This is a genomic window from Candidatus Competibacter phosphatis (assembly GCF_012939995.1).
GTDB classification, from domain to species: Bacteria; Pseudomonadota; Gammaproteobacteria; order Competibacterales; family Competibacteraceae; genus Competibacter; species Competibacter phosphatis.
In genome coordinates this window covers 1-13,068 of the sequence record NZ_SPMZ01000036.1, presented here as the reverse complement: position 1 = coordinate 13,068, position 13,068 = coordinate 1, and the positions used below count along the sequence as shown (strand labels likewise).

At 59.5% G+C, this 13,068-nt stretch carries 12 protein-coding genes and 1 pseudogene; 12 read left to right on the top strand and 1 reads right to left on the bottom strand.

What is annotated here, in order from left to right:
* Positions 1–142: 142 nt before the first annotated feature.
* Positions 143–1,063: a LysM peptidoglycan-binding domain-containing protein gene (locus tag E4P82_RS12735; RefSeq protein ID WP_169249244.1), complete on the bottom strand. Its 921-nt coding sequence runs from the start codon at positions 1,061–1,063 to the stop codon at positions 143–145.
* 454 nt (positions 1,064–1,517) lie between these two features.
* Between E4P82_RS12735 and E4P82_RS12730 the strand changes: the two genes are divergently transcribed.
* The 12 genes and pseudogenes from E4P82_RS12730 (at position 1,518) to E4P82_RS12675 (ending at position 12,270) form a co-directional block, all read left to right on the top strand.
* Positions 1,518–2,168, top strand: a complete 651-nt coding sequence (locus E4P82_RS12730; protein ID WP_169249243.1) for a LysM peptidoglycan-binding domain-containing protein — start codon at positions 1,518–1,520, stop codon at positions 2,166–2,168.
* Positions 2,098–2,811: a hypothetical protein gene (locus tag E4P82_RS12725; protein ID WP_169249242.1), complete on the top strand. Its 714-nt coding sequence runs from the start codon at positions 2,098–2,100 to the stop codon at positions 2,809–2,811. Before E4P82_RS12730 ends, E4P82_RS12725 begins: the two co-directional genes overlap by 71 nt.
* A gap of 111 nt (positions 2,812–2,922) precedes the next feature.
* The gene (locus tag E4P82_RS12720) at positions 2,923–3,519 is read left to right on the top strand and encodes a hypothetical protein (protein ID WP_169249241.1); all 597 of its coding nucleotides are present in this window, start codon (positions 2,923–2,925) and stop codon (positions 3,517–3,519) included.
* A gap of 56 nt (positions 3,520–3,575) precedes the next feature.
* The gene (gene dapE, locus E4P82_RS12715) at positions 3,576–4,733 is read left to right on the top strand and encodes a succinyl-diaminopimelate desuccinylase (protein ID WP_169249240.1); all 1,158 of its coding nucleotides are present in this window, start codon (positions 3,576–3,578) and stop codon (positions 4,731–4,733) included.
* Between the two features lie 58 nt (positions 4,734–4,791).
* Positions 4,792–7,056 carry a trehalose-6-phosphate synthase gene (locus tag E4P82_RS12710; protein WP_169249239.1) on the top strand — a complete coding sequence of 755 codons (2,265 nt, stop codon included), beginning with the start codon at positions 4,792–4,794 and terminating at the stop codon, positions 7,054–7,056.
* The gene (gene otsB, locus E4P82_RS12705; RefSeq protein WP_169249238.1) at positions 7,056–7,859 is read left to right on the top strand and encodes a trehalose-phosphatase; all 804 of its coding nucleotides are present in this window, start codon (positions 7,056–7,058) and stop codon (positions 7,857–7,859) included. The genes E4P82_RS12710 and otsB overlap by 1 nt, the downstream gene beginning before the upstream one ends.
* Before the next feature lie 15 nt (positions 7,860–7,874).
* On the top strand, positions 7,875–8,636 hold the full coding sequence (locus E4P82_RS12700) for a TSUP family transporter (protein WP_169249237.1): 762 nt from the start codon (positions 7,875–7,877) through the stop codon (positions 8,634–8,636).
* A gap of 143 nt (positions 8,637–8,779) precedes the next feature.
* Positions 8,780–9,487: a response regulator transcription factor gene (locus E4P82_RS12695; protein ID WP_169249301.1), complete on the top strand. Its 708-nt coding sequence runs from the start codon at positions 8,780–8,782 to the stop codon at positions 9,485–9,487.
* Complete coding sequence (locus E4P82_RS12690) at positions 9,481–10,992, top strand: HAMP domain-containing sensor histidine kinase (RefSeq protein ID WP_169249236.1); 1,512 nt, start codon at positions 9,481–9,483, stop codon at positions 10,990–10,992. Before E4P82_RS12695 ends, E4P82_RS12690 begins: the two co-directional genes overlap by 7 nt.
* 96 nt (positions 10,993–11,088) lie before the next feature.
* A complete protein-coding gene (locus tag E4P82_RS12685) occupies positions 11,089–11,772 on the top strand; it encodes a spondin domain-containing protein (RefSeq protein WP_169249235.1) in 684 nt (227 codons plus the stop codon).
* A 109-nt stretch (positions 11,773–11,881) separates the two neighbouring features.
* Positions 11,882–11,995: pseudogene (locus E4P82_RS12680) on the top strand (type II toxin-antitoxin system RelE/ParE family toxin); the annotation flags it as partial.
* Between the two features lie 80 nt (positions 11,996–12,075).
* Positions 12,076–12,270: a helix-turn-helix transcriptional regulator gene (locus tag E4P82_RS12675; protein WP_420887110.1), complete on the top strand. Its 195-nt coding sequence runs from the start codon at positions 12,076–12,078 to the stop codon at positions 12,268–12,270.
* The last annotated feature ends 798 nt before the right edge of the window (positions 12,271–13,068 follow it).

Sequence of the window (13,068 nt, the reverse complement as noted above, 5' to 3'; positions counted from 1 at the left end):
TCATACCGTTTCCCAGTCGCTTCTTCCAGAATGGGCGGACTGGGTGGAAGGCCGTGGAAGCCCGGCATCGGGCTTCATCCCGGCGCCCAGCCCCAATAACATCAAAAACCGCCGACCTCCCCGCAAAGTCCTCTCACCTCATTCAAGGAATCAGTAATCGCTGTCCGGGCTTGATCAGATTGGGATTGGCGCCGATGGTCCGCCGGTTTTGCGGATGATCGTAGATCACACGCCATTTATTCATATCGCCGTAGTAGGTGATTGCAATCTTCGAGAGCCAGTCACCTGGCTGGACAACATGAATCTTCGGTTCTTGGCCGGGGCGCCTTGGGTTCGCTCCCGGCTGTTTCGCTGGGTCATCCGGTTCGCTAAGCCGTTCTTCGCACTCAAGCAGCGCGTCCATGACCAGATCGAAGCTCCATTTCTGGACGGCGTTGGCGCCGGCTCGATCCATGGCAACCGTGACGCGGGTTTTAAAATCCGGAGGCCCCTCGTCGATAAACCCTCCCGTTTTGGGTTCGGTCCACGGTACTCCGCCCAGACCTCCATGCGTCGCAAAGAATTCCTTGTAAGGCGTACGTTCACCGTTCCACATCCTCAAGCCGCAGTTGCCGAACGATTCCCGCGATTTGGCGCTCTTCATTCTTTTTGCGTAAACGATCGTTTTGACCGTATCGGCAATTGGCGTATCTTTCCAAGGCAATCCCATCTGGCCAGTCCTATCCACAGGGTCGAAAAGAATCAGACATTCGACTGGGATTCCTTTATTTTTTAGCCACTTCGCAACTTCAATGACCGCCGCGCCACCACGGCTGTACCCGGCAAGAAACACGGCGCTCTCGCTAGCCTTCCAATTGGACAAAACGTGACGATAGGTCCTAAGGGCCGAAAAATAAGTGTAGTCACTTAGCTTATTGTCCGCGGTCACTGGCCCACGTTCGTAGTTACGCGGCCCCGCCGTCCAACTGTTATATAAGATTCGAACGAAACTATATTCGAATGTCTTCGCGTACTTGTCGTTATTCCATACGCCCGTCCCATCCACACCGCCAAAAATGATCATTCGTTTTCCTCCTCACTCTGGAATTCGAGCGCTCATTTCCGATATGGAAATGGGCGTGTATCTCCGTAAGTCGAGCAATTAAGCAGATCCAACAGTCAGGCGTGGTTAGTGCAATACTAATACCAATTTAGATACAAACAGGCGCTTCTTAGTGACACTGGATTTTGATAGCGACAAGGCAGGATTACCGCCGGTAATCCTCTTCGATCGACCTCGCCGACGGCCGTCAATCGACGATTCCCGACAAGTTCAAAATGGACCAGGGAACATGGATCAAAAACGAATCGAATAACGGTCAAAATGAGCTGTCACAACTTGCTTGTTTTACGAACGAATTTCAAAACAAACGGCTTGATTATAAACTATGCAGCATTTTCATATAGTTATAAAGATCCTTCAATTTTTTTATCCTTGACCTTGATGCAAATAAAAAACCCAGAAAACGGCATGGAAAATGCTGATTAATAATAACCAACAGTCGATATGCATTGAAAATGCAATGGTGGAGACCCTCACGATGCCTACTCCTTACACAGTCAAACCCGGTGATACTCTATCGGCCATCGCCAGCAAGCACGGGATGAAATGGCAGGATATCTATAATCATCCTGACAATGCGGATTTCCGGCGGAAACGACCCAATCCCAATTTGATCCATCCCGGCGATGTGATCATGATCCCGGATGGCGCAACCGGCCCTGTTGCGCCAGCATCCGTGAAGATCGAACTCGACGATAACCAGATCGGGCAAACCGGCGACAGGATCCCGAGCAATCTTGGAGCCGTCGGCAAGAGACACTATGTTTCTCCCAAGGTCGACAGCGCCATGACCATCTTTTCCTTCTGGCCTTTCAACCAACAATCGATGTCGCCTTTCGTCACTCTCAAGGCCAGCGACAGCACCAACTTTGCCGCAAACTTCGAATGGGAAGGTGCGACTCCCATTCCAGGAACTCCTCACAAAGCCAGGATATCGCGACTGAGAGCTGGACACTTCCCTGTCAAAATAAAAAAACAAATCCACCGGGCGTGTCGTGGACGAATTGCATGTCTGGATCGTCTGGTCGGAGATCACGGCCACCGATGCGACCAACGACACCGGTGATAAAGGAACCTATTTCCAAGTCAGCATGGGCTACGAGTTCAAGCACACCATCAAGCCGAGCGCCATCATTACGGCGGCAGACCGCCCCGATTTATCCGGCGCCAACTCCTCTCCGGCACCACCCGCGTCTGGATTGAATCACAAGGGAGATCCGTTGACCGGCGGCGTCAACAAAAAATGGGATAGCTCTCGAAAAATCCGCAAAAAGACCCTCAATCCAAATGCGGTCGCATTGCCGGGCAATGCCTCTTTCCACGGCAATTTCCACGACTTTCCCAGCATGAGCGATGGCGATGGCCGTCCAGGCGGTGCCGGAGCCGTTTCTTTCTCCGACTGGCTGGTCGCGGGCAACGACGACGCTGGCGTCGGCGACGAGGATAACGATCCGTATACCGCGCCACATTCGAGAATCTTATGGGGCATCGACACGCCTACTCGATTCATCGAGCATACGGCCGGCGCCAACGGCAATACCGTGGAATGGCGCTTACATTTTCTGGAATTCACGCGACTGGAAATCAATGGCAAATGGTATCTGATTTCCAATTATTTCCCTTGGCGCGTACATTACAAGTTGAAGAAAGAAGGCGGCAAATGGAAGAACAATGGTAGCAACAAGGCTACCGACAATGCTGGTTTTTAAGCAATGACGGCTATTCGATTTTGCCAATATTCCATATTGATGGCGCGCGCGCTGTCTGGATTCATCGCGGCTATTATTGTCGTTACCCTATCGATAGGAGTATCCCAAACCATGGCATCAGAAACGCAAAGCGCGGCGCTCTCTTCGTTACGTGGCGCATCCGGCGCGGAACTGGAGAACCTCGTCGAACATTACCTGAATCAGCGCGCAGCCGATGTCCGGGAACTCATGGACATCGTCGGCGAACAGGAAGGTCTGCTCCTCAAAAGCCAGCGAGTCGCCGCCAAGAGCAAGGACTGGTTTTCCATCACCTTGCTGGGCGACATCAAGGCAACCGCGGCCGCCCCCTTACTGGCCAGGTTGATCACGGTCCGAGATACCTCCTTTTCCCTGGTATCCGACGAAGGCAACCCGCACTGGTACTCCTTCCCGGCGGCCGTGGCCCTGTCGAAGATCGGCTTGCCCGCCGTCCAGCCCCTGCTCGATCTGATCCGTACCGCCCCTCCGGCCAGCAGCGCCTTTCATCTCGGCGGGGTCACGCTCGAAGCCATTCTCGGCGAAGAACCGGCGATTTTCGTCGCCAAACAGTACGCCCAAGACCATGCGGATTTCGCTCAAGCAGACCGACTGACCGCGCTGACCACCCTGATTCGAACCGGCCACAAGCGTTGGACCGCCTCTAGCGCTTCCGACTTTTTACCGGAGTAAGATAGACTCCGAACCATGGATTACCGTTTCCCGACCGGCCTCGAACCCTTCCGACCATGCCTTCCACCCTGGACCTTGCCCTCGACCTGATCCGCCGGCCCTCGATCACCCCCGAGGACGCCGGCTGCCAGGAGGTCATGATCGCGCGCTTGGCGGCGCTCGGCTTCCGGGTGGAACGGCTGCGCTTCGGCGAGGTGGACAACTTCTGGGCCCGGCATGGCGACGACGGGCCGCTGTTCGCCTTCGCCGGCCACACCGACGTGGTGCCGCCCGGCCCGCTGGAACGCTGGCAATCACCGCCGTTCGCCCCGCAAATCCGCGAGGGCTGGCTGTACGGGCGCGGCGCGGCCGACATGAAAAGCAGCTTGGCGGCGATGATCACCGCCTGCGAACATTTCCTCGCCGCCTGCCCGCGCCCGCGTGGCTCCATCGCCTTCCTCGTCACCAGCGACGAAGAAGGCGCGGCGGTGGATGGCACGATCAAGGTGGTGGAATGGCTGGAGGGGCGCGGCGAGAAAATCCGTTGGTGCCTGGTGGGCGAGCCGTCCAGTTCGGCCCAATTGGGCGACACGATCAAGAACGGCCGGCGCGGCTCGCTGAACGGCCGGTTGCGGCTGCGCGGAAAGCAAGGCCATGTCGCCTATCCTCACCTGGCTCAGAATCCGATCCACGCGATTGGGCCGATTCTCGGCGCGCTGGCGGACGAAATCTGGGATCGGGGATACGAATGTTTCCCGCCGACTTCATTGCAGATTTCCAACCTGCATGCCGGTACCGGCGCGGTCAATGTCGTGCCCGGCGAGCTGGAGTTGTTGTTCAACTTCCGCTTTTCGCCGGCGGTCACCGTCGAGCAGCTTGAGGAGCGTACTCGCCTGATCGTCGAAACCGGCCTGTTGAACGAGGAAGTCAAGACCGGCCAAGTGTTTCAGTACGAGCTAAGCTGGAATCTGTCGGGATCGCCGTTCTTCACGCCACCCAGCGAACTGGTGACCGCCGCCGCCGCCGCGATTCGCGCCGAAACCGGGCTGGAGCCGGAACTGTCCACCGCCGGCGGTACCTCCGATGGGCGTTTCATCGCACCCACCGGCGCGCAGGTGATCGAACTTGGGCCGACCAATGCCACCATCCATCAAATCGACGAACGACTGCCCGTCGCCGACCTGGAACGACTGAGCCGAATCTACCAAGATATTCTGCGACGGCTGCTGGCCTGAGCGAACCCCATGAGCTGAATCCGTCCCGCGTTGGCGGAATCCTGCCCGAGACATTTTCATGCCAACGAAAACCCATTACCGTCTGCCCAACTCACTGCGGATGGGCCTGCTGGTCGCTGGGCTGGTGGGCCTGTTGATCGGCGCCCTGGCCTGGTTTCAGGTCGAGCGGGAGCGCGCCGCCGACCTGGAAGAAATGGACCGACGCGCCTACGTACTTACCCATCAGATGGCCTATTCGGTCCAGGCCGCGCTGCAACTGCCGGATCGCGAGGCGGCGGCGGCGCTGAGTTCCTCCCTGGAAGGTTATCCGCCGCTGCTCGGATTGGCGGTCTACCGACCGGATGGCCACCTGCTCGTCGCCGGCAAGGCGGTGCAGGAATACACTGCCGATCTCGATAAAGTTGTTGCCCGGGCACTCAAGGAACAGAAAGACATCACTGAATCCACCCTCACGGATCAAGGTCGCGTCTATATCCTCGCCTCGGCGATTCGGGCGGCGGACGGTCAACCGCAAGGCGTGCTGGTGGTGATCCAGGACATGGCGCAAGTGGATGAGCGCGTCGTCAGCCGGCGGGTACGATTCGGATTCTGGGTCAGCGTCGTCACCCTGCTGTTGCTGACCCTGGTGGTCACGGGTGCTTGGCTGCTGTACGACCGCCCACTCAAGCGGATGACGGAATGGGTGCGGCAGTTGCGCGGCGACGACGACGAACCGGAGCTCGAACCGCCGGCCGCGCGGCTGGCCAACGAGAACGACCGGCTGGCGAACTCGCTGCGGACCGCGCGCTCGACGCAACGAGCGCCGGCAGTGCCGCAAACCGATCGCGGCTGGACTCGCGAGCGGCTGCACACTCATATAGCCGACCACCTGCACGGCCGCCGTCTGCTGGTGCTCAGCAACCGCGAACCCTACTTGCACGAGTTGCAGGATGGCAAAACCCTGCTACGAACCCCCGCCGGCGGGCTGGTCACCGCCCTCGATCCGGTGCTGCGGGCCAGCGGCGGCGTATGGATCGCTCACGGCGCCGGCAGCGCCGACCGCATGACCGCCGACGACCAGGGTCGGCTGGCGGTGCCGCCGGATAATCCCACCTATACCCTGCGGCGGGTGTGGCTGAGCCGGGAAGAAGAACGCGGTTATTACCACGGCTTCGCCAACGAAGGGCTGTGGCCACTCTGCCATCTGGCGCACGAACGGCCGGTATTCCGGGCCAGCAACTGGGAACACTATCTGCGCGTCAACCAGCGTTTCGCCGCCGCCGCCCTGGAAGAGGTCGGCACCGATCCCGCGGTGGTGCTGGTGCAGGATTACCACCTGGCCCTGGTACCGCGTCTGCTGAAGGATGCCCGCCCGGATTTGGCGGTCGGCCTGTTCTGGCACATCCCCTGGCCCAACCCGGAAGCATTCCGCATCTGCCCGTGGCGAGCTGAGTTGCTGCACGGCCTGCTCGGCGCGGATTTGATCGGTTTCCACCTTCAGCAATATTGCAACAACTTCCTCGATACCGCCGATCGGATGACCGAAGCCCGACTGGATTGGGACCGGTTGACCGTAAGATCGCATGATCACGTTTCCCGGGTCCGACCGTTTCCCATCGGTGTCCAACCCTGGAGCGAGCGCCAAGCGCCGAGTGGCATTCGTTTGGCCCATCAAATCGACGAACTGCGCGAACGCTACTCGCTGGACGGCGTACGGGTCGCGGTGGGGATCGACCGGATCGACTATACCAAGGGGCTACCGGAGCGCTTCCGCGCCGTCGCGCGTTTCCTGGAACACTACCCTCGCTATCGGGGCCAGTTCACCCTGGTGCAGTTGAGCACCCCCAGCCGCACCTATCTCCGTCGCTATCGAGACCACCTCAACGAACTGGAATCGCTGGTCGACACCATCAACTGGCGCTTCCAGACCGCTGCCTGGAAACCGATCCGCTTTCTGGTCGGCGACCAGGACTCGGCCACCATCCACGCCTTCATGCGGCTGGCCGAGATCGGTATCGTCAGCTCGCTGCACGACGGCATGAACCTGGTGGCCAAGGAATTCGTGGCGGCCCGCGCCGACCTGGACGGGGTATTGATCCTCTCGGAATTCGCCGGCGCGGCCCGCGAGTTGAGCGACGCGCTGATCTTCAACCCCTACGACGTCGATCAGTTCGCCGAAACGATCCAGCGGGCCTTGGAAATGCCCCCGGACGAACGGCGGGAACGGATGAAACGAATGCGGCGGCATGTGGAGGAACACAATATCTATCGTTGGGCCGCCGATTTCCTGGAAGCCCTGACCGCCGATCCAGATCCTGCTTCATCCACCCCGGACGCCGCTTGATGCTCTCCACCAGCCAGGACATCCTGGAAAAGCTGCGCGCCGCTCACCGCCAAGGCCCGCGCCTGGTCCTGGTTTTCGATTACGACGGCACACTGACCCCTCTGGTCGCGCATCCCCGCCTGGCGGTGCTGGATCCCGCGCTGCGCGAAGTACTGGCCCGGCTGGCGGCGACCCCACGAGTCACGGTCGGCGTGGTCAGCGGTCGCGGACTCGACGATCTCATCGGCATGATCGGTCTGCCGGGGCTGAGCTATGGTGGCTCCACCGGACTGGAACTGGAACTGGCCGGGCAACGCCTCGTTCCCGCCGGAGCGTTGGCCAGCCGCGTCCGGCTCAATCCCCTGGACGCCGCCATCGAGGCTCGCTTGACCGCCTATCCCGGCACCTGGATCGAACGAAAACCCTTTGGTTTTACCGTGCACTACCGGCAACTGGCGTCGGACCGGATCGAAGCGCTGCAAGCCGAAATCACCGCCCTGCTGGCGCCGCACGCCGCCGACCTGCATGTGCTGGACGGACCACTGGCCATTGAGGTGCTGCCGGCCATCGAGCACGACAAGGGCACGGCACTACGGACCATCGTCGCCCAAGGCGGCCCGGAACCGGCGCTGGTGCTGTATGCCGGCGACGCCGCCAACGACGCGCCGGCACTGACGACAGCGCATGCCCTGGGCGGCATTGCCCTAGGCATCGGCCCGGAACCACCGGCCGAGGCGGTCGAACGCCTGCCCGATCCGGCTGCCTTGACGGCCTTGCTGGCGACGTTGGCCGAGACCCTGAGCGAAATCGCCATCGCGCCCTGAATCGACCCATCCACCATGGACCCCACCACCATTCTGTTGCTGGGCATCGTTGCCTTGCTGGGAGGGTTCATCGACGCCATCGCCGGCGGCGGCGGAATGCTGGTCATGCCCGCACTGCTGAGTATCGGGATGCCACCGCATCTGGTGGTCGGCACCAACAAACTGGTCGGCACTTTCGGCACCTTCAGCGCCTCGCTGACCTTCATCCGCAAGGGCCTGTTCCAGCCGGCGCTGTGGTGGGCGATGAGTTTCGGCACCTTGGTCGGAGCACTGCTCGGCGCGGTGCTGATTTACCTGCTGAGCGCCGGGACACTGAAGACGCTGCTGCCGCTGGCGATCCTGCTGGCATCGGGCTATCTGATCTGGCCACGTCGGACACCATCGGTCCAAGCGATGCCGCGACCAGAGGCCACGCCGGCGAGCCGGCGCGGCGTCAAGCTGCTGACCGGTGGGCTGATCGGTTTTTACGACGGCTTCATCGGTCCCGGTACCGGCGCGTTCTGGATGGCGGCGGCGATGAAGCTGTTCCATCTGGATTTGGTGGCGGCCGCCGGGGTGGCGCGGTTCATGAACTTCGTCAGCAACCTCACCGCGCTGCTGACCTTCGTCATCCTCGGCAACATCGATTACACCGTCGGCCTGACCATGGGCGCGACCCTCATGCTCGGGGCGTTTGTCGGCGCCCACAGCGCCATCCGCTACGGCGCACCGTTCATCCGCCCGGTGTTTCTGCTGGTGGTGGCACTGATGGCGGGACGCTTGTTGTTGGCGGCTTGAAAGCCGCGCTGGTCGGGAAACGGGTCGCTTCGCGCGCGGCGTGATGAAAATGTGACTTCCCGGATCGATCATGGTCCGATCCGACATCGACCGGCGGCGAGGTATTCATCTTGGCCGACACCCACATCCCACAGAGCTTGTCCATGACGCGCACGGTGTTGCTGGTCGAGGACGACCGCGATATCGCCGCGTTGGTCAAGCTGCACCTCCAGGATATCCACTGCCAAGCGGAAATCGCCGGTTGCGGACAGGAGGCGCTGACCCTGTACGCCCGCCAGCGTTACGACCTGGTGATTCTGGACTTGATGCTGCCCGATCTGGACGGGTTGACGCTGTGCCAGCGGCTGCGCAACGGTGGCGACTACGTGCCGATCCTGATGCTCACCGCCAAGTCCTCGGAACTCGACCGGGTACTGGGGCTGGAACTGGGCGCGGACGATTATCTGGTCAAGCCATTCAGTTTCCCGGAACTGCTGGCGCGAGTGAAAGCCCTGCTGCGCCGGGCCGAAGCCTTGGGCAAGCACGGTGAGGCGAAGTCAAGCGACGAGCGCATCGTCCGTGGCGAACTGGCGATCGAAACCGACAAGCGTCGGGTCACCCTCGCCGATCGGGAGTTGTCGCTCACCGCCAAGGAGTTCGACCTGCTACTGTATTTCGCCCGTCATCCCGGCCGGGTGTTCAGTCGCGGCCAACTTCTCGATCAGGTCTGGGGCTACGGCCACGACGGCTACGAGCATACGGTCAACTCGCACATCAACCGCCTGCGCGCCAAACTGGAACCGAATCCGGCGGAACCCCGCTACCTGCTAACCGTCTGGGGTGTCGGCTACAAGTTCGCCGAATCATGCTGAACACCCTGTACGGCAAACTGGCGCTGGCGCTGGCGGTGCTGCTGGGCGCCATCGGTCTGAGCTACGGCCTGATCAGTCATGGTCTGACCCAGCGTTACTTGCAGGAAGCGCAACAGAGTTTCAATCGCGATCTGGCTCGTAATCTGGTCGCCGATCAGAAACTGGTCGCCGAGGGCAAGCTCGACACTCGGGCGCTGAAAGCCACTTTCGAGCGCTACATGACCATCAACCCCAGCATCGAAATCTATCTGCTAGGTCTGGACGGCGCGATTCTCGCCTACTCCGCCGAACCGGCGTCGGTCAAACGCGACCACGTTGCCCTGGAACCGATCCGCGCGTTTCTGGCCGGAGCCGAACTGCCGATTCTCGGCGACGATCCGCGCAGCCACGACGCCCGCAAGAGTTTCTCGGCCACGCCGGTCCCCTCGGCGGAACGGCCCGAAGGTTATCTGTACGTGGTGCTGCGCGGCCAGATGTACGAGTCGTTCGAACAGCTCTACCAGGACAGCCTGCTGCTGCGACTCAGTGCTTGGGTACTGGTTGGCAGTCTACTGGCCGGGTTGCTGGCCGGACTGTTGTTGTTTCGGCTATTGACCCACCGGCTGCGACGACTGGCGGTACTGGTGGACGAGTTCCAGCGCGGCGACTTCGCGGTGTACGCGCCTTATCGCGGCCAAGGCGCGCAAGGTGATGAGATCGAGCAACTGGGCGCGCATTTCGACCGGATGGCGCAGCGCCTGCAAGCCTTGATCGGGACCCTGCAAGAGCGCGACACCCTGCGCCGCGAGTTGGTCAACCATGTCTCGCACGATCTGCGTACCCCGCTGGCCGCGCTGCACGGTTATTTGGAAACCTTGCAGATCAAGGCCGGCCAACTCACTGACGCCGACCGGGCGATTTACCTTGATGCCGCCCTGCGCCACTCGCGACGCCTGGGCCGGCTGGTCGGCGATCTATTCGAACTGGCCAAGCTCGACGCCCATGCCATCCAGCCACACCGCGAATGCTTCGCTGCCGCCGAACTGCTGCAAGACATCGCGCAAAAATACCCGCTACCCGCCCGTGAGCGCCGTATTCGCCTGATCGTGCGCTTGCCGGCCGTGGCGCTGTTCGTCGAGGCCGACATCGGTTTGCTGGAACGGGTGCTGGACAATCTGATTCTCAATGCCCTGTACCACACGCCGCCCGCCGGCATCGTCGCCCTGGAATTGCGAGCGGTGGATGGAACCGCCACCTTTGCCGTCACCGACACCGGCCACGGTATCGAACCACGGGATTTGCCGCATGTGTTCGACCGATTTTATCGCGGTTCGAAGCCGGTGAAGGATGACGGCAACCATCTGGGTCTGGGTCTGGCCATCGCCAAGCGCATCGTCGAGTTGCACGGCAGCGAACTGCAAGTGGCCAGTCTGTTGGAGCGAGGCACGCGGTTCAGCTTCGAACTGCCGGCACGTAGCGCCGCCGCAAGGGATCATTCGCTTGCCGGCACCGTGATGGAATTGTGATGAGTCCGTGAGTCTTCCGTGAAGCGGGGACGGCATAGTGAGCTTCAGGTCACGTTGTGCTTCCTGAACGCTCATCCCCACTCGGAGGAATTGACGATGAAATTATCGGCTGTCTTGGCTACATCCTTGTTGTTGGCCGCTCCCCTGACCGGCGCCCAGGCGCAGTCTTCCAATGATTACGCGAGCATCGCTCGCCACGGCAACCCGATGTACGCCGTCACGATCACCAATCTCACTCGCGGTTCGTCCTTTACGCCGATTCTGGTCGCCAGTCACCGGCCGGGCGTCGAACTCTTCACGCTGGGGCAAGCGGCGAGTGATGAATTGGCGGCCATGGCCGAGGGCGGCGACACCATGCCTTTGGAAGATATGTTACTCAGCTCCGGCCGGCTAGTGGGCACCGGACATTCGGCGGGACTGCTGGGTCCGGGTCAGTCGGTCACGGTTGAGGTTCCCGCCGGTAACGCCAACCGGATCAGCCTGGCGGCAATGATCCTGCCGACCAACGATGGCTTCATCGCGCTGAACGGCGTGGAAGTTCCACGCGCCGGGAGTCAGACCTTTCGTGTTCCCGGCTACGACGCCGGCTCCGAACCCAACGACGAGCTGTGCGCTTCGATCCCCGGACCATTGTGCGGCGGCGAGGGTGGTTCACCCGATGCCGGCGGCGAAGGTTTCGTGCATATTCATGCCGGGATTCACGGCATCGGCGACCTGAACGCCAGTGCTTACGATTGGCGCAACCCCGTGGCGACGGTCACGGTCGAAAGAGTGCGCTGAATATTCCCATGGCCGGCAGGCGGCGCTGGGGCCTGACTCTGCCCCCTTTCCCACAGGGAAAGGGGGTATTTTTTCGATGAGTTGCGTCAAAATGATGTAAAAGTGCCTCTTGAACGGTAACCGCCAGCGCACCTGGTCGGTTCGTGTCAGCGGGAACTGGCGTGTCACCTTCGTGTTTGAGGCTGGCGATGCCCATATGGTCGATTACGAGGATTATCACTGAGGCCAGGCTATGCGCATGCACAATCCCCACATCCCGGCGAAGTTCTCAAGGAACTTTGTCTTGAGCCACTTGGACTCAGCGTGACCGAGGTGACCGAAGCGCTGGGCGTGAGTCGAAAAAGCCTCTCCAGCATCGGCCACGCTGGCATTAGCCCAGAGATGGCAATCCGGCTATCCATGGCCTTCGAGACGTCGGCGGAGAGTTGGCTAAACCAGCAATCCATGTTTCGATCTTTGGCAAGTGGAGCTACCGCGCTCATAATCTTTATAGTTTAATTCCGGTATACTGAGAGAATTATTTCCCCCTCTCTAGAGTTGCCGATCTGCTGTCAGTGATACTGTCCATGTGGATGCTTCGATGCTTTATGGAGTTGCTTTCGACGGTTCAGAGACCATGGGACGGGATCAACCAGCGCCGCTGTATAACTCAATTCTCTAGGAGTTAGAAACCGCATAATCATTAATTGTCGCGCCCGCAACGACGGGGGTCAACCCGACTTCGCCTGTTCAAAACTGCGTTTTGTCTAGGCTCACCGGGTATCCGTCGCCCCGTTATACTTAGTAAAATTTGGGTAAAGAGGTGGAACTTGCTAAAAGCTATAAAATTCTTAACCTGCGCAGACATACCTGAAATGGTATTGATTAGAGCACACTTTAACGGGTTAATTAAAGACATATATTTAAGAGATTCTGAAATACGAGAAATATCAAAGAATAGCAAGGAAACAGTATATGAACTCAAGGTCCCAAGTGTAAGAAAAAGAGGAGACCATTACATTCAAGAAATTTGGAAATCAAAGGAGGAAATAATAAATGAATCGTTTAACACAATATTATTAACTCTGCCGCCTGAGCACTTGGGGCAAGTTGTTGCAGATCTTTTTTGGCTTAAATTCAGTTATTCCTTTATGGCTTGTAACCCTAGAGTGGGAGCACGATATGGGATCAGTAATAGGCGATCCCGACATAATACTTTTGCGATGAAATCTCAAAAAACATATATTTTTTTAAATTGAACTAAAGATACAAGCCAAGAAAACCAATGGAAAATTTTCGCTACAGCAATATACTAAA